Here is an 18,670-nt window from a genome sequence, read left to right as displayed (position 1 = left end):
CGCCGTGCGTGGTGCGGAGGGTCAGCGGGCGTGGCCGCGGGGGGTTCCGCCGCCCTTGCGCTTCTGCTGGAGCTGGGCGAACAGCTGCTTGGCCTTCTCCTGGTTCTGCGGCTTGCGGGCCTCCTGGACGAGCTTTGCAGCTACGCCCGAGGCGATGAGCTTCCGGAACATGCCGGGCATGGGTCCTCCTCGTGCCAGTGGTCTGTCGTGGGTCGGTTGACCTGTCGTGTGCCCGGGTGGGGACCGGGTCAATCCCCGGGGCGCTACGACGACGTGACGACAACGAACTGCAACGCTGCGTGGTGCCGGCGCGGCGTGTCCGGAATTCGTCCGATCCGTTTCCGGCTCCGTTGGCTCGGTCGGTGGTCCGCGCTGGCCAGGACGGCGATCCATGTCCGGGACACGCCGACCCCCGCTCGCTGCAGGCAGGCGTGTCCGACCGTCCGCCGAGTTGGCGCCGTCCGGGAGCCGACCTAGCGTTCGCGCCGTCCGTGAGGCCGCACAACGACGCCGAGAAATGGCGCCACTCACGGGAACCGCCGAATCAGGCGCGTGCAGCCTGCCGCGCCGGGCCGGGGACCCACCGAACCACTGGGGTGAAGCCGTGCCCGGGACCACGTCCCGGGCAGGCCGGGCGACTTCCTGCGCCCGAACCCGTCAGCTGACCCGGTAGGCGGAGCACGGAGACCTGAGGAGAACCGTCGTCCATGACGACCAGTCGCATCACCCTGTCCCGCCGCACGTCCCGCACCGCCCGAGGCGCCGTCATCGCCCTCGTCGCCGGAGCCGGCATCGCCCTCACCCCCACCACGGCCCTGGCCGTACCCGCCGCCGTACCCGCCGCCGTGCCGACGGCGGTGCCGTCGTCGGTGCTCAGCGTCGTGGCCCCCACCCCGGCGGCCCAGCGGGCCGTCGCCACCGCGCTGGCCCAGGTCGGCAAGCCCTATGTCTGGGGCGGTGGTGGCCCGAACAGCTTCGACTGCTCGGGGCTGACCCAGTTCGCGTACGCGTCGGCGGGGATCAGCCTGCCGCACTCCTCGCGGATGCAGTCGAGGATGGGCACCCCCGTCGGCCTGTGGAGCCTGCAGCCCGGCGACCTGCTCTTCTATTACAGCCCGGTCAGCCACGTCGCGATGTACATCGGCGACGGGATGATGGTCCACGCGTCCACCCCGGGCAGGCCCGTCTCGGTGGTGTGGGCCGGTTCGATGCCCGGCTTCGTCGGCGCGACCCGGGTCGCCTGAGTCGCGGCCCCATCGCCCGGGTCGTGACCCCGGAGCCCCGGTAGCCGCGCTGCTACCGGGGCTCCGGGGCGCTCAGCCGTTCCGGGGCGCTCAGCCGCACGGGGGGCAGGGCTGGTCCGCGGGGCACAGCGAGAACACGGCCTCGGGGTCGCGCGGCCACGAGGCGAGGAAGAGGTAGCCGAACCGCGTGTTGAGGTGCGCCTGCGGGCCGGCGTCGGTCACGGCCCGCGCCAGATCGGCGTGGTCGTGGGTGGTGAAGCGCACGAGCTCGTCGCCGTCGGCGAGGGTCACCCCGCCGTCGTCCACGCCGAGGACGAACACCGACCGCCACTCGGCGAGCGCGCCCGTGTGACACAGCAGGATCGTGGCGCGGTGGGGGGTGTGCCCCGCCGTTCGACGGGTGCAGGGGGTTCCGCTCCGGGCTCCCGCGCTCGGCCGCGGATCGACGTCGTTCGGCACGGTTCCTCCGTCGGGTTGTCCTGGCTCGGTCCCGAGCTCGTTGCCCGTCCATCGGCACGGGAACGCAGGAACCGGCGAGTGCGCCACCACGACGAGTGACCGCACTCCGTCGCGCGGGTGGCGGCGCCGGGCGGGGGTGACGCTGAGCGACCACCCGGCGGAACCGCGGGAGACAGCACAGTCCGCGAGCACAGAACGTGACAACCGGGACGAGATCGGCCACTGATTCGTCACGGTGCGCCAGCCGGCGGTCACCGCCCGCACGACGGCACGGTCGGCGCGTCCGGCGTCGCTCCCCCGCCCCCGCGAGAGGTGTACACCGGCTCCCTCAGCTACGCCCGGCGCAGAGCGGAGCCTGCGATGTACCTCACCGACACCCCGTCGCTCGGCAGCGCCGCCGACCGCAGGATCGTCGAGGACGCGGCGATCGCGTTCGTCCTCGAGCAGGAGGCGGTCGAGGGCCGGCTCGCCCGCGACGTCCGCGGCACCCGCGCCCTCGGGGACGTGGTCAGCGGCGAGCGGATCGTCGAGGTGCGGGTCTTCGCCACGCCGGTGCGCGGCCAGGACGTCTGGCTGGAACCGCACTTGTACGAGACCGCCCGGGCGCACCCCGACCGCTTCTGGTTCTACGTCGTCGAGGACCTCGGCTCCGACGTTGCGCGGTTCCGGCTGCTGCGCCTGGGCGGCGAGCCGCTGCAGCGGATGCTCGAGCAGGCGATCAAGCGCCGCTATTACGCCGTCCCCGTGCCCGCCACCTTCCAGGAGGACGAGGACGCGGCCGGGATCGAGGACGACGACGGGGCCGCGGCCGCCTCCTGAGCCCTGCGCTCCACCTCGGAGTCACGGCCATCCGAACCCACCGCACCGGCCTCCGCGAGCACCCCGGACGGGTGTCGCGCACGACACACAAATCCGGACGCAGTAAGAACTTGTACCGAGTCCGCTTTTCGGTCTACCTTCCCGCACGTGGCGAAGACGGGCAGGGCGGCATCCGTGGCGCACTGTCCCGTGTCCGCGGTCATGGGCCTGCGGGAGCGCAAGAAGCTCGCGGCCTGGCGCACCATCCGCTCGACCGCACTGCGCCTCATCGACGAGCGCGGGTTCGACGCGGTGAGCGTGGAGGACATCGCCGCCGAGGCCGGCGTCTCCCGGACGACGTTCTTCAGCTACTTCGCGAGCAAGGAAGCCGTCGTCTTCGACCTCGACCCCGACGAGGTACGCCAGTGGCGCGAGCTGCTCGAGAACTGTCGTACCGACACGCCACTCTGGGACGCGCTCACCGATCTCGCGCTCGGCCTGGCGCGGCTCCTGAGCGAGCGGCTGCCCCTGCAGAAGCGGCTGCTCGAGCAGTCGCCGGGGTTGTGCCGATCGACGCGGGGTGTCTGTGACGGCATCGAGCCCGAGCTGCGCGAGTGGCTCGGCCGGCGCTGTCCGGACGGCGACGACGTGAGGACCGCCCTGGTCCTCAACACCGCGATGGCCGCGGTCACCACGGCCATCGACGCGTGGGACCCGCACCAGCCCTACGACCGGCTCCTGGAGCTGCTGAGCGACTGCCTGCGCTGGGCCGGCGCAGGACTCGCCCACCCCGTGAGCTGACCGAAGCCCACACCCGAGACCCGCCCGGCACCGACGCCGGGCGCACCACTGCACGGGCCGTGCACGTCCGCGCGCCCGCACCGCACCACACGACGGAACTGCGCCCCGCGCAGGAAGGACGGCACTTCCCATGTCCGCTGAAGGACTCATGACCCCACCGGGTCCCGACCTCGCCAAGGCCGGGCCCCCCGGACCCACCGATGGGCCCGACCCCAAGCGCTGGCTGGCGCTGGCGGTCATCGCGATCGCGCAGCTGATGATCATCCTGGACGCGTCGATCGTGAACGTCGCCCTGCCCGCGATGCAGGACGACCTGAACATCACCGAGCCCAACCTGCAGTGGGTGATCACCGCCTACACGCTGGCGTTCGGCGGGCTGCTGCTGTTCGGCGGCCGGATCGCCGACTTCATGGGCCGCAAGCGGTCCTTCATCATCGCGCTGATCGGCTTCGCCTTCGCCTCCGGGCTGGGCGGCATCGCCCCCAACGCGGAGCTGCTGTTCGCCGCCCGCGCCCTGCAGGGTGCCTTCGCCGCCCTGATGGCGCCCGCCGCGCTGTCGCTGCTGACGGTCACGTTCGTCGACACCAAGGAGCGCGCCCGCGCGTTCGGCGTCTTCGGTGCGATCTCCGGCGGTGGCGCCGCGATCGGCCTCATCCTCGGCGGCGTCCTCACCGAGTACGCCTCGTGGCGCTGGACCCTCGGCGTCAACGTGCCGATCGCGCTCCTCGCCGCCGGTCTGGCCGTCCCGCTGGTCAAGGAGAGCCGCGCCGAGGGCGACCGCCACTTCGACATCCCCGGCGTGCTCCTCTCGGCGCTCGGCCTGGTCAGCCTCGTCTACGGCTTCACCAAGGCCGCCGAGGAGGGCGTGGGCTGGGGCGACCCGCTGACCATCGCGCTGCTCGTCATCGCGGCCGTGCTCCTGGTGGCGTTCGTGGTCCGCGAGACCCGCACCGAGCACCCGCTGCTGCCGATGCGCGTGATCCTGGACCGCACCCGCGGTGGGTCATACCTGATCTTCCTGCTGGTCGGCGCCGGGCTGTTCGCGATGTTCCTTTACCTGACGCTGTACTTCCAGCGGACCCTCGGCTACAGCCCGCTCGAGGCCGGCTGGGCGTTCCTGCCCTTCAGCGGCGGCGTCATCGTCGGTGCCGGCGTCGTGTCGCAGCTCCTGCCCCGCGTCGGACCGCGGCCGCTCATGATCGTCGGTCTCGTCCTCGCCGCGGTCGGGATGCTGTCGCTGACCCGCATCGGGGTGGAGAGCGACTACGTCACCACGGTCCTGCCCGCGATGCTGCTGATGAGCTTCGGCCTGGCCTCGGTCTTCGTGCCGGCGGCGAGCACCGCGCTCGTCGGGGTCGAGGAGCGGGACGCCGGCATCGCCTCCGCGGTGCTGAACACCGCGCAGCAGGTGGGCGGGTCGCTCGGCCTGGCGATCCTGACGACGATCTTCTCGTCCACGGTCACCGGCTGGTTCGAGGACAACGGCGCCCGCGTCGCCACCGACCCGGCCTTCGCAGCAACGGCCGAGGCCGAGGCCTCGGTGAACGGCTTCGAGGCGGCCTTCTACTCCGCCGCCGGGCTGTTCGTGCTGGCGCTGATCTTCGCGTTCTGGCTGATCAAGGCCAAGAAGGAAGACCTGCCGGCCGAGGGCGCCGTCGCCGTCTGACGGTCCCCGCTCCGGCACGGACGGCGCCGGTGGTTCCTCGGAACCACCGGCGCCGTTCTGCGTCCTACCTTCCGGTTCCGGTCCCGGCGGTGTAGACCGGTCGGACCGGGGGAGGTCGACCGGAGGGGAACCGATGACGACGACCGAGCTGGGACCGAGACAGATCGAGGACGCCGCGATCGAGTACGTGATCGGGCGCGAGCGGGAGCAGGGGCGGACGGCCCGCGACACCCGGGGAACCGGCGTCGGCGACCTGCTGAGCGGCGACCGGGTCATCGTGGTGAAGGCGTGCGGCACCTCCTCGCGGGGGCACGAGCTGTGGCTGGAGCCCAGCCACTACGTGGCCGCCAGAGGTGAGCCGGACGGCTTCTGGCTGTACCTGGTGGAGAACGTGGCGCAGGGCGACCCGGCGCACTTCCGGCTGATCCGGCTCGGGGAGGACCGGCTGCAGGAGCTGCTGGAGCGGGCCCGGGAGCAGCGCTTCTGGACGGTGCCCGTGCCCGTGCGGGTGTACGACGAGGTGGCCCGCGAGGGCTGAGCGGGCGGGTCCTACGGTCGGGTCCGTGCCTGCCGACACCGCGTTCCCGGACTGGCCCCGCCCGGCGAGGTCCGGCTCGGTCGTGGTGGTCGGCAAGCTGGTGGCCGACCAGGTGCTGGAGCTGTCCGGGCCGCTGGTGGTCGGCGGGCAGCAGCGGGTGGCGCGGACGGCATCCGCGGGTGGTGCGGCGGCCAACGTGACCGCCGGGCTGGCGCGGGCGGGGGTGCCGGCGCGGCTGGCCGGCTGGGCGGGCGCGGACCCGCTCACGGACGGGCTGCTCGACGGGCTGGCGTCGCGCGGGGTGGAGCTCGCCGTGGTGCGTCGCGGGCGGTCACCCCTGACGACGGTCCTGGTGCACCCGGACGGCGAGCGCACGATGCTCACCGACCGCGGCGAGGGTGGGCTCGAGGTGGGCGACGTGCAGCCGGAGTGGGTGGCCGGTGCCGCCGTCGTCCATCTGGACGGCTACGACCTGCTGCGCTCCCCGCGGGCGCTGGCTGCCGCGGCGTCGCTGGCGCACGAGGCCGGCGTGCCGGTGAGCGCCGACGTCGCCGCCGCGACCCGGATCGCGAAGCACGGCGTCGAGGCGTACGTGGAGTTGCTGGCCGCGCTCGCGGCGGACGTGCTGTTCTGCAACGCGGGCGAAGCGGTGGTGCTGGGCCTGACGGAGGAGTTGCCCGCGTGGGCGCCGGAGCTGGTGCTCGTGCACGAGGGGCCGCGCCCGACCCGGATGGTGACGCGGGGCGGGGTGGCCGAGGTGCCGGTCGCGCCGCTGGCCGCCGTGCGCGACACCACCGGCTGCGGGGACGCGTTCGCGGCCGGGGTGCTCGCCGGGTGGCGCGCAGGGTCGCCGGTGCGGACGGCGGTGGAGGCGGGGCACGCCGCGGCAGCGCTGGTCGCGGGCGTGGTGGGCGCTCAGCCGCCGTCCTGAGGCCTGGCGTCAGCCCACCGGGCGCGGTCGGCGGCGGAGTCAGCCCGACCGCTGGACCGTCACGGAAGCGTCGCTGGGGAAGTAGGCGGCCCTCCGGCGGGCCAGCCGGTCGAGCTCCCACGCCCACGGGATCCGGTTTCCCTTGCGCTCGTTGTGCGGGCCGCACAGCGCCTGCCCGTTGCCGATGGTGGTGGTTCCTCCGCGGCTGTGCGGATGGACGTGGTCCGCCTGCAGACGTCCGGTCGTCTCGCATCGGCCGGTCCGCCACGAGTGGTGCTCGCATCGATGACCGGCGCGGCTCATGATCGCGAACCGGTCGGCTCCGACGAAGAGCCGCTGCGGGTCTCGGGGCAGGCACCCGTAGAGGGCGGCTCGCATCCCACGGAACAGCCGCCACACGATGGCCACCGCGACCACTCCTGCGAGCCACGGGTGATCGTCCGCCGCCCGCATCAGGGCCTCGAACGCGTCCCGCAGAACGTCGCTGATCTCGGTGCGAGTCTCGTCCTCGTGCGTCAGCGCGAACCGTTGCCCCATGTCCTGAGGGATCGAGCAACTGATGGCAGAGCTTGAGGCTCAGCGGACCGATTCCCCCGAGCGGCTGACGAGAACGGACCGTGGGTGTCAGGTTCCGGCTGGCGAGGCCGCGACGACGGTCACCGATCGGCGTCGCGGAACCGGAGGATGTCGTCGGCCGGGAGGTTGCCGCCGGTGACCCGTACCCGCTGCTCGATCCGGTCCCACAGCTCCGTGGCACCGGACCGCGCCGCGAGCTCGATCAGCTGCGCCCGCACGTACTCCTCGACCGCCCGGCCCGACCGGGCGGCCCGGGCCGACAGCTCGCTCATCGTGGCCTCGGGCAGGTCGCGGATCGTCAGCGGAACGGGCATGGAGGCACCGTAGCGGCGAGGCCGTCGGGGAAGCTGGTTCCCATGGCTTCGATCCACCGCTCGTCCCGCGCCGCTGGCGCGCTGGTCGGCTCGGCCGTCGGCGACGCCCTCGGGGCGCCCTTCGAGTTCGGCCCGCCCGGGCAGTTCACCGCCCGCTTCCCCACCCCGGCCCGCGGCTCGCGGACCGAGATGTGCGGCGGCGGAGCGCTGGGCTGGGCGCCCGGCGAGTTCACCGACGACACCCAGATGGCCCTGCTGCTCGCGCACTCCCTCGTCGAGCACGACGGGCTGGACGAGGCCGACGTCTTCGACCGCTTCAGCGCCTGGGCGCAGGCGAACCCGCCCGACATCGGCAACCAGACCCGCGCCGTCCTCGGCGCCGGCCGGCCCTGGGACGTCGCCGCCGCCGAGCACTTCACCCGCTCCGGGCACGCCGCCGGCAACGGCTCCCTGATGCGCGCCACCCCCGCCGCCATCCGGTTCGCGAAGACCGACACCGCGACCACCATGGACGCCGCCCGGCGCATCTCCGCGCTCACCCACGGCGACCCCTCCGCCGGCGAGGGCTGCGCGATCTTCTCCGAGCTGATCCGCGTCGCGCTGGATGGCGGCGACCCGCTGACAGCGATCCCCGCCACCCTGGAGCTCGTGCCGCCCGAGCACCGCGACCGCTGGGCCGCCGTCCTCGCGGAAAACTGGACGCCCGACCAGGCCACCGAACGCAACGGCGCCGTCTGGCCCACCCTCGGCCAGGCCGTGTGGGCCCTGCGCACCGGCCGCGACGTCGCCGAGGTACTCCGGCTGGTGATCGACCTCGGCGGCGACACCGACACCGTCGCCTGCGTCGCCGGCGGCCTCGCCGGCGCCGTCCACGGGATGGGCGGCATCCCCAGCCGGTGGGCCTCGGCAGTGCACGGCCGCGTCCCCGGCCACGGCGACCGCGTGTGGCGTCTCGCGGACCTGCAGCAGCTCGCCGCCGCGCTCGACTCCGGCGTCCAGCAGAGCTACGACCCCGGCGTCATCCCCCGCATCGGCCCCGCCGAGGTCCTGCCCGGCATCTGGGCCGGCAACCTCGACGGCGCCCGGTACAGCGACACCGATTTCGCCGTCATCTCCCTGTGCCGGCTGGGTGAGCCCTTCCCGCACGCCGTGCAGCGGATGGCCTACATCGCCGACAACGACTACAACGCCGACCTCGACGGCATGCTCGCCGACGTCCTCGACGACATGAAGGCCCTGCGCGACGAGGGCCACCGCCTCCTCGTGCACTGCCACGGCGGCGCCTCCCGCACCGGGCTCGCGCTGCGCGGCTACCTCGTCCGCGAGGAAGGCATGACGGTCGAGCAGGCCACCGCCCACGTCGCCGAACGCTGGCCGCACCTGGGCCTGTGGAACGCCAGCTTCACCGAGGCACTGCACCGGCTCGGGCGTCGGGACTGACTCCGGTCTTGCCCCGCCCGGCAGGCTGGGGCGCCTGGACCGGACGACACCTGGAGGGATCGGCATGCGCGCTGTGCAGTACCGGACCATCGGCGGCGAGCCCGAGGTGGTGGAGATCCCGACGCCGGAACCCGCACCGGGGCAGGTGCGGCTGCGGGTCACCGCGGCGGGGCTGTGCCACTCCGACTCGTTCATCATGGGGCTCCCGGCCGAGCAGTACGTGTACGGGTTGCCGCTGACGCTCGGGCACGAGGGCGCCGGCGTGGTCGATGCCCTGGGTGACGGGGTCACCGGCGTGGCGGTGGGCGACTCCGTCGTCGTCTACGGGCCGTGGGGCTGCGGGCTGTGCCACGCCTGCGCGCGCGGGGCGGAGAACTACTGCCCGCATGCCGCCGGGCTGGGGATCGCGCCGCCCGGGCTGGGCGCCCCCGGCGCGCTGGCGGAGTACATGATCGTGGACGACGTCCGGCACCTGGTTCCGCTCGGCGACCTGGACCCGGTGGCCAGCGTCTCGCTCACCGATGCCGGGCTGACGCCGTACCACGCGATCGTCTCCAGCCTGGGCGCGCTGACCGCGGGGAGCACCGCCGTCGTGATCGGCGCCGGCGGCCTGGGGCACGTCGCGATCCAGATCCTGCGGGCGATCACCGGGGCGACGGTCGTGGCCCTCGACATCAGCGACGAGAAGCTGGAGCTGGCCTCGCAGGTCGGGGCGCACCACGTGCTGCGGTCCGACCCGTCCGCCGTCGAGGCGATCCGCTCGCTGACCGGCGGAGTGGGCGCGGAGGCGGTGTTCGACATCGTCGGCGCCCCGCCGACCCTCGAGCTCGCGCGCCAGGTGGTCGCGGTGAACGGCGTCGTCCAGATCGTCGGGATCGGCGGCGGCGTGCTGCCCACCGGCTTCTTCTCGACGCCGTTCGGGGCGTCGGTCCGCGCTCCGTACTGGGGTACGCGGACTGAGCTGATGGAGGTGCTCGACCTCGCCCGCAGCGGCGCGATCCACGTCGAGGTCGAGCGGTACACGCTCGACGAGACGCCGGCGGCCTACCGCCGGCTGCACGACGGCACGGTCCGCGGCCGCGCCGTCATCGTGCCCGGAGCCTGACGACCGGCCGGGCAACTCTCGTCCGGCTCGTCGCCGGCCAGTGCCGTCCTACCGCTGGTCGGAGCTCGGCGGCGCCGGCGGCGCGGGGCGGGGACGCTCGCGGAAGCCCGGGTCGAAGCGCTTGGTCGCCTCGGGCTCCTGCTGGGCGTCGTCCTGCTCGTGGTTCTCGTCGTCGGCCGCGTGCCGCCCCGGACGGGGCATCTTGAACTCGGCCGTCTCGTCGTTCAGGTGCCTCGCCATGATGCGTCCTTCCCCTGCTGGTCTGGCCCCAGCGTACGGAGCCCGGCGCCGCGGCGCGGCGGGCGGAGGTCGGAAGTCCCACGGCCGGCGTGATCGCCTCCTGCACGGTTCGCCGGCGCGAGAGGAGAGGATGTCGGTGGAGGGGACGACGGCGCATGTCGCCGAGCGCCGGCCACACCGCGAACCGCGGACCGAACAGCTCCACCACCGAGTTGCACCGCCCCGCGGCGCGCTCTCGAGAGGAACCCGCAATGCCGGTCATCTGCCCCACCTGCTCGTCCGACGACCTGGACGGTGAGGTGCAGCCCGATGGCACCCGGATCCTGCGCTGCGGCTCCTGCGGGCACCGGTGGTCCCGCGAGCGGACCGCGGCCGCCCGGCGGGGCTACACCCCTCCCCCGGGCATCGACGCGCTGCAGGGCCAGTTCCCCCGCGCCTCCGACGTCCGGCCCGAGGTCCTGGAGCGCGTGGCTCAGCTGCGGGAGCAGTTCCTCGAGCAGCGTCCGGTGGTCGACGAGGACACGGCCGCCTACCGCGCCCGCTACCGGTTCCTCTTCAGCGAGGAGGGCCTGCCGACCGCCCCGCCGGAAGAGCTGTACAGCTTCACCACGACAGCCACCGTCGCCAATGCCGGGCGGATGGCGACCTTCAGCACCACGTGGGAGCGGGTCGGGCCCGAGCGCGCCGCCCGGCAGTTGCGCAGGACCATCGAGCACCTGCTGCGCGGGCCCGGCCGGGAAGAGGACCGCATCGACCAGCTCGTCGTCGGCACGCACCAGGCCGCCTTCCCCGGGTTCAAGGAGGCGCTGCTGACCAAGGTGCTCGTCGTGGCCCACCCCGACCGCTTCCTGCCGGTGCTGAAGTACACGGCGGCGGTCGGCGGCAAGAAGGAGATCGCCGAGCGGGTGTTCGGGCTCGAGCTGCCCGCCGTCGAGCGGACGCAGCGGACGCTGGGCCGGCTGATCGTCTGGAGCAACGACCTGCTGAAGGAGCTCGTCGAGCCGCACTTCGACGACCTGCAACTGGCCGCGCAATTCCTGGCACAGGCCAAGAACCAGTCGCCCGCAGCCCGGTGAGCCCCGTGGATGCCGGTGGCGTCCGGGTCCTCGATCGAGCGCTGACGGAGAAGGCCCCGGTCTCCAGGACCGGGGCCTTCTCCGTCAGTGCGTCACCGCTTCTTGCGTCACCGCTTCTTGCGGACGATCAAGTAGGTGATGCCGAGGATCACGTCGACGGCAACCCACAGGAAGATCACCAGGGCCACACCGATGCCGGCGCCGACGGCAGTACCCGCCTGGCACATATCGAGCGCCTGCCCGACCTCGCCGTCGCAGTTGTCGGCGGCGTCCCCGACGCCGGAGATGATCCAGATCAGGAACAGCGCCTGGATCGCCAGGAAGACCCAGCGGAAGATGTGCCGCTGCTTCTTGACCGGCTGCTCGGGCGTCGGCTCCGCCTGCGTCTGGATGTGGGTCATGTCGTTCCTCTCGTCGTCGTCCGCGAACCGGTCACAGGCGTGGTGCACGGAGAGGCGTCAAGGCGCGCTGCCGAGGGCAGCACTCACCTGGCGATCACCCGTGCGCCTGTCGAAGCCCGACCCCGTCGTTCTGGGCGTGGGCTCGTGGTCGGCGGACAGTCCACATCAACCGCTATCGCGACGGAGCGGACGTCTTGTCAGTGGGGCAAGGATGGCCGCCCGACGCGGTTCTCATGGGATGACGCGCCGGTACCGGAACCGTCCAGCCCCACGGGCTCCACGGCCCTCAGAAGCCCCTGAAGAGCGAGATCGCCCGCGAGAGCCGAGATCGCCCGCGCGCTTTCGGCACCGACGGCCGCGACACGCACGCCGGAACCACGCCGTGCCTCTCAATCGACGACGGTCGCCATCTCGACGAGTCGACACAGCGCATTGACCTGGCGCAGCTGCTCCGGTGTCCGCACCGCGGCGCCCAGCAGTTCCTCGCTCATCACCACGACCGCCAGCGCCTTCGCCCGGGAGACCGCGACGTTGAGCCGGTGCAGGTCGTAGAGGAACGAGACGCCGCGCGGGGCGTCCTCCGCGCTGGTCGAGGTCATCGAGTAGATGACGACCGGCGCCTCCTGCCCCTGGAACTTGTCCACGGTGCCGACCCGGGCGCCGTCCGGCAGCAGCGACCGGATCAGCCCGACCTGGTTGTTGTACGGCCCTGGTTGTTGTACGGCGCGACGAGCACGTCGTCCGGGCCGATGCGCGCCTGCACGCCGTCGGCGTCCACCCAGCCGCGGCCCTGCAGCGATCGCTCAGGTCGGCTACGCGGCGGGCTCGTCCGCGCACGCCGCCGCCGACATCGCCGATGGGTTGCCTTAGAGCATCTCGAAAAGGCCGATTTTTTGTCTGCGTCGTGGCTTCAGCCCACGGGTTCAGGGACACCACGGGAGATGCCGAGTGGTGAATCCGCCGCCCCAGGCATCAACGCTGTCATCCAGCCCTCGAGCCCACGCCAGTAGGTCCCATCGTCTTGCAGGTCGAGTTCGTAGCAGAGTCTCCACAACAGGCCGGCATCGGTGTGAGCCGTCCAGGCCAAGAGGTAGTCACCGAGCACGGCACTCACCGCATCCGCGCCGACCTTACGGGCCTCGACCAGGACTTCCTGGTCCTCGAGCTCCGCCAGCAGCGACCGGGCCTGAGGAACGGGACCGAGACTGTTCAGAGAGGTGTCGAGGCGTGCCACGTGCTCGTCCATGACGCGGAGGACGCCATCGGCGCGCCCGAAGAACAGCCGGTTGCTGCGCAGGTCCTTGCTGACTCTCTTGGCCATCTGCTTGGCGACTCCGGTGGCAGCCACGAGCGCTGCGGTGTCCGCGAGCGTCCGGAGGCGGTTCTGCACCCCGTCGTCGCGGACGACCTGCAGCGGGTCACCGCCGCAGGACCGGTTGTGCGCCTCGATGGCGGTCAAGCGGGCCGCCCAGAGGAGGTGGAGTGCGGCCTCCGCCATCTCGCGCACGTCCGAGGAGAGCGTGAGGTCTCGCTTGGTTCCTGGACCGAGGGGTCCACCGATCGACTCGAAGAACCGACCGAGAGCCCCACGAACCAATTGGGTCAACAGAACCAGGTCGACCTCATGGTCCTTGGCTGCCGACCTCAGCGCATGCTTGAGCGTCTCGCGGAGCTGCACCTCCGCGACGTTGAGGTCGATGCGCTCCGTCCTCTCCAGGATGTCGCTGACCCCGGCCCGGACCTCAGTGAGCCCGACCTGGAGTTCCCGGAGCATGCGGGTCTGCTTCTTCACCTCGACCAGGACAGCCGTCGAGATTGCGAGGTTTACGACGCCGATGCCGAGATTGGCGAGTTGGACCGCCCCCATGACTGCGGAAGCGTCCGCCGGTAGCGGCGGGAGGGGGCGCGCGGGCGAAGGCAGACCGAGCCCCTCGGCCTCAGCTGAACCGGGAGCGATGTAGCGGATTCCGCGAGGATTCGGAATCGACCCGTCGCTGCCCAGGATCTGGTAGGCGAGACGCCACGACTGTCCCGGCCCGCTGCGGGTGAACTGCGTTTCCACGGCCCCACTCCTCGAAGTATTTGTGCGCGTACCGAGCCGGCTGCAACAAGAGACCGACTTCTCTCCTGACTCGGGGCCTGCGCCCGGTCGACGACTGAGCACTCGTACCGGGTTGCCCGCGCCAGTTGCACGGGGACTCACATGAAGACTGACACGCGTCAACCAGGACACTGACGAGCGACACCTGCTGGCCATCGCGAGTGAAAGCGGAGCCGCCTGTGGTCGACGGTCTCGGGGCCGTTCGCTTCCGCCGTCTCAGTCGCTAGGGGTTCGCGTTCGACGCGAGGGCCGACGTGCCGCCAGGAGCGTCGACGTCAGCGGCGTCAGCGCTCCGGCCGCGGCTCCGTCGCGTCGACGTCCGGACTGACTTCCAGCACGAACTCGCGCACCCGTCGGGCACGGTCCGCCAGGTGCGTTCGGTCCGGTTCTTTCGCAGTCCTCTCAGGGCGTGGCCGCTGAGGCAACTTGCCCTCGTCGAACTCCTCGCCCGTAGGGACGTACGGCTCGTTCACGCGCCTCTCCGCTCCTGCCAAGACCCGTGGGCGTACTGCGCCAAGCCTGTAACGACGGTGGTGAAGGCATCTCGATCGACGACGTTCCCGGCGCCGAAGCGAAAACCGAGCATCGCCTCGAACGCCGGGATGCGCGACGAACCTCCGGTCCGGGTCACGTAGCTCACCTCGGTCGGCGTCACGCCCGCCTTCTCGAGGGTTTCGAGGATGCAAGCCTCCACGCGGGCGAGCTCGGCGGCGATGGCATCCTCGAATTCCGACCGCTCCACGACCACATCGATGTCGAGATGCGGTGGGCGACGCAGGACCAGGCGCGCCTCGTACTGGCTCGACAGCTGAATCTTCGCGCGTTCGATGGCTTGGAAACACGCCCACGCCTGTCCCCCGTAGAGCAACTCACGGAGGGCGTCAGCGACTCGGGAGTTGCCGCTTGCAGACAAGTCCCGCAGCAAGGGTCCGACTCGGTCGTCCATCAGGAGCTCCTGACAGCCCGCCAGCGACCGCAACTTCGACCGGAACCAACCGGGAAGCCGCACGCGCTCCGGGCCGGACATGGTCGGCACCGCGTCGAGCCCGAGGGCAGCAAAGAGCTCCAAATCGAAGATCCGGCTGTCGAACGTCTCCCCACCAACCGTGACTCCGCCCAGAGCCAGCACCTTGCCGTGGTTCCGCCTCTTGGAGAGGACCGCGACGTCGAAGGTGCCGCCCCCGAAGTCGGTGCAGACGACAATCCCGTCTTGCACGCCCTCGACCGTCACAGCAGCCTGCGGTTCAGGCACCAGGTCGACGTGCCGGAATCCTGCGCTGACGGCGGCCTGGTGCAGCCGGTCCTCCGCCAAGCTCTGCAGTCGAACAGGATCGGACTCGACACCGGGGAACCGCACAGGTCGACCGATGGCGACCGTACGAACGTCCTGACCGGTGAGCTGGTCCGCAGACCGCTTGAGCCGCTTGAGAATCACGGCCACGAGGTCGGTGAAGCGGTAGTCGCGGGTCCAGCTGTTCGTCCGATCCAGATGCTCGGACGAAAGATCCCTCTTGATCTGAGCCAGCAGCCGGCTGTCCCGGCAGCTCCCACCCCGGCGGTGCTGGCGACACTGGGTGAAGGTCCCGGAGCGTCCGCGGTCCACGAGGGTGCAGGTGCCGCAGGATGTCTGGGCCGTGGCCATCGCGACGAACGCCTGCGCCGAAGCCTGCCCAGTCAGCCGGTTGCCATCGCGGTGGAGGTAGACGAGCGACCGCAGTTCCGGCGCACCGGATTTCTCTGCGGCCACGACCTTCGTCGTCCCATCCGCGTAGGCGACGGCGATCGAGCTGTTGCTCGTCCCGAAGTCGACGCCATACGCGACTGCCTGGCTCACCGGCCGACCACCACAGCTGCCCACGCCACGGTCGACTCCATCTCCAGCTCGCGCCGTCGGACGTCGTCGCACTCGAGCTGGTGCAGCTCCTCAAGCTCCGCCACCCGCTCGAGGTCCTTGGCCAGCTTTCCCTTGCGCGCGGGCAGCACCTTGCGGTCCCGGGCGCTGACGTCGCCGCCCGACCGGGCGTCGAGCCACTCGCGCGCCTGGGTGACCTGCAGTTCGAGGCGGTCCTTCTTGTAGGCGTAGAGCCTGTCCGCACGCTCCAGCAGAGCTTTGCGAACGTCCTCGTACTCCAGCGTGAATGTGCGCCGCTGCTCCTGGAACTGAGCATCGAACTGGCGCTGGCTGGCGACGACGGCGTCGGAGACCCAGGAGGGGGGAGCGACCTCTGCGGGCGCGTCGTCCGGTCGGCGGGTCAAGCGCTGACTGCTGACAGCGAGATTCTCGCCGACCAGATGGCGGACCAGCGAGCCACGGTTCGTCAGCCCTCTGACCCGAGTCTCGTAGACGACCTCCACCCAGGTCCCTGGCGGTACGTCGGTTGAGTACCGGCACCCCACGGTCGCGCCTTCGAGGGCCGCCCCGTGTGCCACCAGCTTGTCGACCAGGGCGTGGCCGAAGGCGAAGAACTCCAGATCGTCCCGGCGCAGGGCTTCCGAGGTGGCGAACACCCCTCGAAAGCTTCTCTCCTGCAGTCCGAGGCTGTTCATGGCGCCGAGGGACAGGTGGACGGCGTCGCCACCGTCCTCGTGGTCGCTCAGGAAGCCACCCTTCCACTCCAGGATGCGGCGGCAGTACTCGGCGACGTCGTCTTGCGTGGCCATGGACGCGTGCTGCTGAAGCTCGTTGAGCTGATCCCGGCGGAAGCTGGCTCGGTCGAGCACGAAGTCACCCAGCCGCTTCTCGACCGCCTGCGCTTGCAGGACCTGCTTCTCGAGCTCCTCGGAGTACAGCGAGAAGCTCGCGTCCCCGTTGATCTCGTCCGAGAGCGCGAAGCGCTCGATGTCCTTCTCGATGCTTCCGAGGATCGGATCGAGCGCGCCGATCGACTCCTCGAACAGCCTGATGCGAACGGCGAGCACCTCGAGGACTCTCTCCTCCAGAGTTCCCTGCGCGACGAGGTTGTAGATGTTGACCGGTCGCTTCTGGCCGATCCGGTCGAGTCGACCGATGCGCTGCTCGACCTTCATGGGGTTCCACGGCAGGTCGAAGTTGATCAGATGGTTGGCGAACTGCAGGTTCCGTCCCTCTCCGCCGGCCTCCGTGCTGACGAGCACCGAAGCTCGTTCCCGGAACTCGCGGACCGCCTGCTCCTTCTCGTCGGCGTCCATACGACCGTTGAAGAGGGCCGTGGCGATGCCATTGGAGCGGAGCGTCTTGGCAAGAAACGTCTGCGTCTCCACGAACTGCGTGAAGATGACGATCTTCGCGTCGGGCTCCTGCAGGATCCGCTCACAGACGACGGCAGCCTTCATCATCTTGCTGTCCCGCACGAGGTCGAGACGAGCAGCCAGCTCGCTCAGCTGCCTGATCTCCACATCGATGTAGTCGGCGTGCAGCAAGACGGCCGCCGCCTCCTCCGTCGGGTCGCTCAGCTCGAAGGGGTCGTCCAGCTCACCCTCGAGCGACCTTGCCGTTGCCCTCGCACGCGCGATCACCGCGGCACGATCCCCCTGGAGCGCGGCGATGCGGCGACGGAAGCTCGTCCTCAGAGCATGCGAACTGCTGGTCAACATCTTCTGGTACGCCACCATCAGGAATCCGACAGCGGTGTTCTTGTCGAGCCGAGCTCGGTTGTAGCCCTCACGGATGTACTCCGTGACATCGTCGTACAGCTCTAGCTCCTCAACGGAGAGCTCCACCAACTCAGTACTCGCCCGCCGTCGCCCGGCCAGTCCGAGCTCGGCCTTCCGGTTCCGGACCATGACGTCGGCGAGAGGATGCATGGCGACGACACGCGCGACGACTTCGGCCCGAGTGTGATCGTCCGCAAGGGTCTCGGAGTCAGCGCAACCCACGTGATCGAGCAGTCGTCCCTCCTTGCTGAAGAGGGCTCGGCGCTCGTCCGCACTGAGCGTGTCCCACGCCTCGAGTTGCTTCATCAGCTCGTTGAGCCGCGGGATGTTCGACCGCTGCTGCTCGAACGCCTTCTCGTTGCGGAACATGCCGGGCTCGACCAGCTGGATGAGCGAGTACAGCTCGAACGGATCGAGTTGCACAGGGGTCGCCGTCAGGAGGAGGAGACCGTTCGTCGTCTCCTTGAGCTCGTCGGCGAGCTTGTAAGCGTTAGTCTCCTTCTGACGGGTGCGGCGCACCCTGTGGGCCTCGTCGAAGATGACGAGATCCCACTCGGCCTCGAGGATCTGCTCGCTCCTCTTCGCTCCGTAGGCGAACGGCAGAGAGCAGATGACGTTGTCCCGAGCCAGGAAGGGATTGGCGTCCGCTCTTCCCAGGTACTTGGCCGCCGCGCCGTCCATGATCTCGAAGTTCTCGTTGAACTTCGACGCTAGTTCCGTCTGCCACTGCCGCGTCAAACTCGCCGGGCTCACGATGAGAACCCGTGAGATCTGCTCCCTCGCCCGCAGCTCCTTGAGGATGAGGCCGGCTTCGATCGTCTTACCGAGACCTACCTCATCCGCCAGGATCATGCGGGGCCGCAGCTTGTTGGTCACCCGATGCGCCACGAATACCTGGTGCATCTGCGGCTCGATACGAGCGTTGGTGAGGCTCGCCAGAGGATCGTGGCGGTAGGCGTGCTGGAGGTAGTGCGCCTGGATCCGAATAGCGTGCGCCTCCGGATCTCCTAGGGTGCCGTCGCTGAGCAGTTCGGCCGGCGTTCTCGGCGCGAAGTCCAACTCCTCGCCGTCGAGCATGACGACGGCCGCACCGAAAGCGACCCTGAAGTGCGTCCCGGCCTCCCCGACGACGACGCCGATGTCGCCGGAACCACGTCGCCTGACAGTGAGGATGGAGAGGACGGGGTCACCCCTGGTGGTCTGACTCTCCGCCTGACCGACGCCTTGCTGTCCTGCTGTGGGATGTGTCGGCCGTGTGGGGGTGGCCCCGTCCCTGCACGTCACCGGGCGGGACGTCCGTGACCTCATAGGAGCCTGTGCAAGAGGCGCCCATCACTGTCCTGTCCG

General features: G+C 70.8%; 19 protein-coding genes and 1 riboswitch. Of the genes, 9 read left to right on the top strand and 10 right to left on the bottom strand.

Annotated features, from left to right (window positions below; all coding sequences use genetic code 11):
• Nucleotides 1-21: 21 nt before the first annotated feature.
• Nucleotides 22-180 (bottom strand): hypothetical protein, encoded by a 159-nt coding sequence (locus BMY88_RS23930; protein ID WP_170861176.1) that lies wholly within the window; start codon nt 178-180, stop codon nt 22-24.
• A gap of 347 nt (nt 181-527) precedes the next feature.
• Nucleotides 528-691: riboswitch (cyclic di-AMP (ydaO/yuaA leader) on the top strand.
• 16 nt (nt 692-707) lie between these two features.
• Between BMY88_RS23930 and BMY88_RS18820 the strand changes: the two genes are divergently transcribed.
• Entirely contained in the window at nt 708-1,244 is a 537-nt protein-coding gene (locus BMY88_RS18820; protein ID WP_091947252.1) for a C40 family peptidase, read from the top strand.
• Nucleotides 1,245-1,334: 90 nt separating this feature from the next.
• On the opposite strand, the gene BMY88_RS23500 is transcribed toward BMY88_RS18820, so the two are convergent.
• Nucleotides 1,335-1,703 carry a hypothetical protein gene (locus tag BMY88_RS23500; RefSeq protein ID WP_139220519.1) on the bottom strand — a complete coding sequence of 123 codons (369 nt, stop codon included), beginning with the start codon at nt 1,701-1,703 and terminating at the stop codon, nt 1,335-1,337.
• A 360-nt stretch (nt 1,704-2,063) separates the two neighbouring features.
• Between BMY88_RS23500 and BMY88_RS18810 the strand changes: the two genes are divergently transcribed.
• From BMY88_RS18810 to BMY88_RS18790, 5 genes are all read left to right on the top strand, one after another.
• On the top strand, nt 2,064-2,522 hold the full coding sequence (locus tag BMY88_RS18810; protein ID WP_091947247.1) for a protein NO VEIN domain-containing protein: 459 nt from the start codon (nt 2,064-2,066) through the stop codon (nt 2,520-2,522).
• Nucleotides 2,523-2,696: 174 nt separating this feature from the next.
• The gene (locus tag BMY88_RS18805; RefSeq protein ID WP_139220518.1) at nt 2,697-3,302 is read left to right on the top strand and encodes a TetR family transcriptional regulator; all 606 of its coding nucleotides are present in this window, start codon (nt 2,697-2,699) and stop codon (nt 3,300-3,302) included.
• A gap of 148 nt (nt 3,303-3,450) precedes the next feature.
• Nucleotides 3,451-4,968, top strand: a complete 1,518-nt coding sequence (locus BMY88_RS18800; RefSeq protein WP_244524799.1) for an MFS transporter — start codon at nt 3,451-3,453, stop codon at nt 4,966-4,968.
• 133 nt (nt 4,969-5,101) lie between these two features.
• Nucleotides 5,102-5,506 (top strand): protein NO VEIN domain-containing protein, encoded by a 405-nt coding sequence (locus tag BMY88_RS18795; RefSeq protein WP_091947239.1) that lies wholly within the window; start codon nt 5,102-5,104, stop codon nt 5,504-5,506.
• 25 nt (nt 5,507-5,531) lie between these two features.
• A complete protein-coding gene (locus BMY88_RS18790; protein ID WP_091947236.1) occupies nt 5,532-6,437 on the top strand; it encodes a carbohydrate kinase family protein in 906 nt (301 codons plus the stop codon).
• A 39-nt stretch (nt 6,438-6,476) separates the two neighbouring features.
• Here BMY88_RS18790 and BMY88_RS18785 read toward each other — a convergent pair whose 3' ends face one another.
• Together BMY88_RS18785 and BMY88_RS18780 are read right to left on the bottom strand one after the other, a co-directional pair.
• Nucleotides 6,477-6,974 carry an HNH endonuclease gene (locus BMY88_RS18785; protein WP_091947233.1) on the bottom strand — a complete coding sequence of 166 codons (498 nt, stop codon included), beginning with the start codon at nt 6,972-6,974 and terminating at the stop codon, nt 6,477-6,479.
• Between the two features lie 119 nt (nt 6,975-7,093).
• Complete coding sequence (locus BMY88_RS18780) at nt 7,094-7,327, bottom strand: FitA-like ribbon-helix-helix domain-containing protein (RefSeq protein WP_091947231.1); 234 nt, start codon at nt 7,325-7,327, stop codon at nt 7,094-7,096.
• A 42-nt stretch (nt 7,328-7,369) separates the two neighbouring features.
• Between BMY88_RS18780 and BMY88_RS18775 the strand changes: the two genes are divergently transcribed.
• Both BMY88_RS18775 and BMY88_RS18770 read left to right on the top strand, forming a co-directional pair.
• The gene (locus BMY88_RS18775) at nt 7,370-8,767 is read left to right on the top strand and encodes an ADP-ribosylglycohydrolase family protein (protein WP_091947228.1); all 1,398 of its coding nucleotides are present in this window, start codon (nt 7,370-7,372) and stop codon (nt 8,765-8,767) included.
• Between the two features lie 64 nt (nt 8,768-8,831).
• Nucleotides 8,832-9,872: an NAD(P)-dependent alcohol dehydrogenase gene (locus BMY88_RS18770; protein WP_091947225.1), complete on the top strand. Its 1,041-nt coding sequence runs from the start codon at nt 8,832-8,834 to the stop codon at nt 9,870-9,872.
• A 48-nt stretch (nt 9,873-9,920) separates the two neighbouring features.
• Here the strand turns inward: BMY88_RS18770 and BMY88_RS18765 are convergent, their stop codons facing one another.
• On the bottom strand, nt 9,921-10,112 hold the full coding sequence (locus tag BMY88_RS18765) for a hypothetical protein (protein WP_091947222.1): 192 nt from the start codon (nt 10,110-10,112) through the stop codon (nt 9,921-9,923).
• 251 nt (nt 10,113-10,363) lie between these two features.
• Here BMY88_RS18765 and BMY88_RS18760 point away from each other — a divergent pair, with 251 nt between their 5' ends.
• Nucleotides 10,364-11,188: a zinc ribbon domain-containing protein gene (locus tag BMY88_RS18760; protein ID WP_091947220.1), complete on the top strand. Its 825-nt coding sequence runs from the start codon at nt 10,364-10,366 to the stop codon at nt 11,186-11,188.
• Nucleotides 11,189-11,295: 107 nt separating this feature from the next.
• Here BMY88_RS18760 and BMY88_RS18755 read toward each other — a convergent pair whose 3' ends face one another.
• From BMY88_RS18755 to BMY88_RS18730, 5 genes are all read right to left on the bottom strand, one after another.
• The gene (locus tag BMY88_RS18755) at nt 11,296-11,589 is read right to left on the bottom strand and encodes a hypothetical protein (protein WP_139220517.1); all 294 of its coding nucleotides are present in this window, start codon (nt 11,587-11,589) and stop codon (nt 11,296-11,298) included.
• 389 nt (nt 11,590-11,978) lie between these two features.
• Nucleotides 11,979-12,260, bottom strand: a complete 282-nt coding sequence (locus tag BMY88_RS18750; protein ID WP_244524800.1) for an AAA domain-containing protein — start codon at nt 12,258-12,260, stop codon at nt 11,979-11,981.
• Nucleotides 12,261-12,499: 239 nt separating this feature from the next.
• Nucleotides 12,500-13,651: a hypothetical protein gene (locus tag BMY88_RS18745; protein ID WP_091947214.1), complete on the bottom strand. Its 1,152-nt coding sequence runs from the start codon at nt 13,649-13,651 to the stop codon at nt 12,500-12,502.
• Between the two features lie 508 nt (nt 13,652-14,159).
• A complete protein-coding gene (locus tag BMY88_RS18735) occupies nt 14,160-15,524 on the bottom strand; it encodes an Hsp70 family protein (RefSeq protein ID WP_170861175.1) in 1,365 nt (454 codons plus the stop codon).
• Complete coding sequence (locus BMY88_RS18730; RefSeq protein ID WP_170861174.1) at nt 15,521-18,607, bottom strand: DEAD/DEAH box helicase; 3,087 nt, start codon at nt 18,605-18,607, stop codon at nt 15,521-15,523. Before BMY88_RS18730 ends, BMY88_RS18735 begins: the two co-directional genes overlap by 4 nt.
• Nucleotides 18,608-18,670: the final 63 nt, after the last annotated feature.

The organism is Trujillonella endophytica (genome assembly GCF_900110555.1).
GTDB classification, from domain to species: Bacteria; Actinomycetota; Actinomycetes; order Mycobacteriales; family Geodermatophilaceae; genus Trujillonella; species Trujillonella endophytica.
This window is presented reverse-complemented; position numbering and strand designations above follow the sequence as displayed.

What these genes read in the sequence shown, in the direction of transcription:
- BMY88_RS18795 (WP_091947239.1), top strand. Translation starts at nt 5,102, where the DNA reads ATGACGACGACCGAGCTGGGACCGAGACAGATCGAGGACGCCGCGATC.
- BMY88_RS18765 (WP_091947222.1), bottom strand. Translation starts at nt 10,112, where the DNA reads ATGGCGAGGCACCTGAACGACGAGACGGCCGAGTTCAAGATGCCCCGT.
- BMY88_RS18810 (WP_091947247.1), top strand. Translation starts at nt 2,064, where the DNA reads ATGTACCTCACCGACACCCCGTCGCTCGGCAGCGCCGCCGACCGCAGG.
- BMY88_RS18820 (WP_091947252.1), top strand. Translation starts at nt 708, where the DNA reads ATGACGACCAGTCGCATCACCCTGTCCCGCCGCACGTCCCGCACCGCC.
- BMY88_RS18780 (WP_091947231.1), bottom strand. Translation starts at nt 7,327, where the DNA reads ATGCCCGTTCCGCTGACGATCCGCGACCTGCCCGAGGCCACGATGAGC.
- BMY88_RS18760 (WP_091947220.1), top strand. Translation starts at nt 10,364, where the DNA reads ATGCCGGTCATCTGCCCCACCTGCTCGTCCGACGACCTGGACGGTGAG.
- BMY88_RS18785 (WP_091947233.1), bottom strand. Translation starts at nt 6,974, where the DNA reads ATGGGGCAACGGTTCGCGCTGACGCACGAGGACGAGACTCGCACCGAG.
- BMY88_RS18770 (WP_091947225.1), top strand. Translation starts at nt 8,832, where the DNA reads ATGCGCGCTGTGCAGTACCGGACCATCGGCGGCGAGCCCGAGGTGGTG.
- BMY88_RS18775 (WP_091947228.1), top strand. Translation starts at nt 7,370, where the DNA reads ATGGCTTCGATCCACCGCTCGTCCCGCGCCGCTGGCGCGCTGGTCGGC.
- BMY88_RS18800 (WP_244524799.1), top strand. Translation starts at nt 3,451, where the DNA reads ATGACCCCACCGGGTCCCGACCTCGCCAAGGCCGGGCCCCCCGGACCC.
- BMY88_RS23930 (WP_170861176.1), bottom strand. Translation starts at nt 180, where the DNA reads ATGCCCGGCATGTTCCGGAAGCTCATCGCCTCGGGCGTAGCTGCAAAG.
- BMY88_RS18755 (WP_139220517.1), bottom strand. Translation starts at nt 11,589, where the DNA reads ATGACCCACATCCAGACGCAGGCGGAGCCGACGCCCGAGCAGCCGGTC.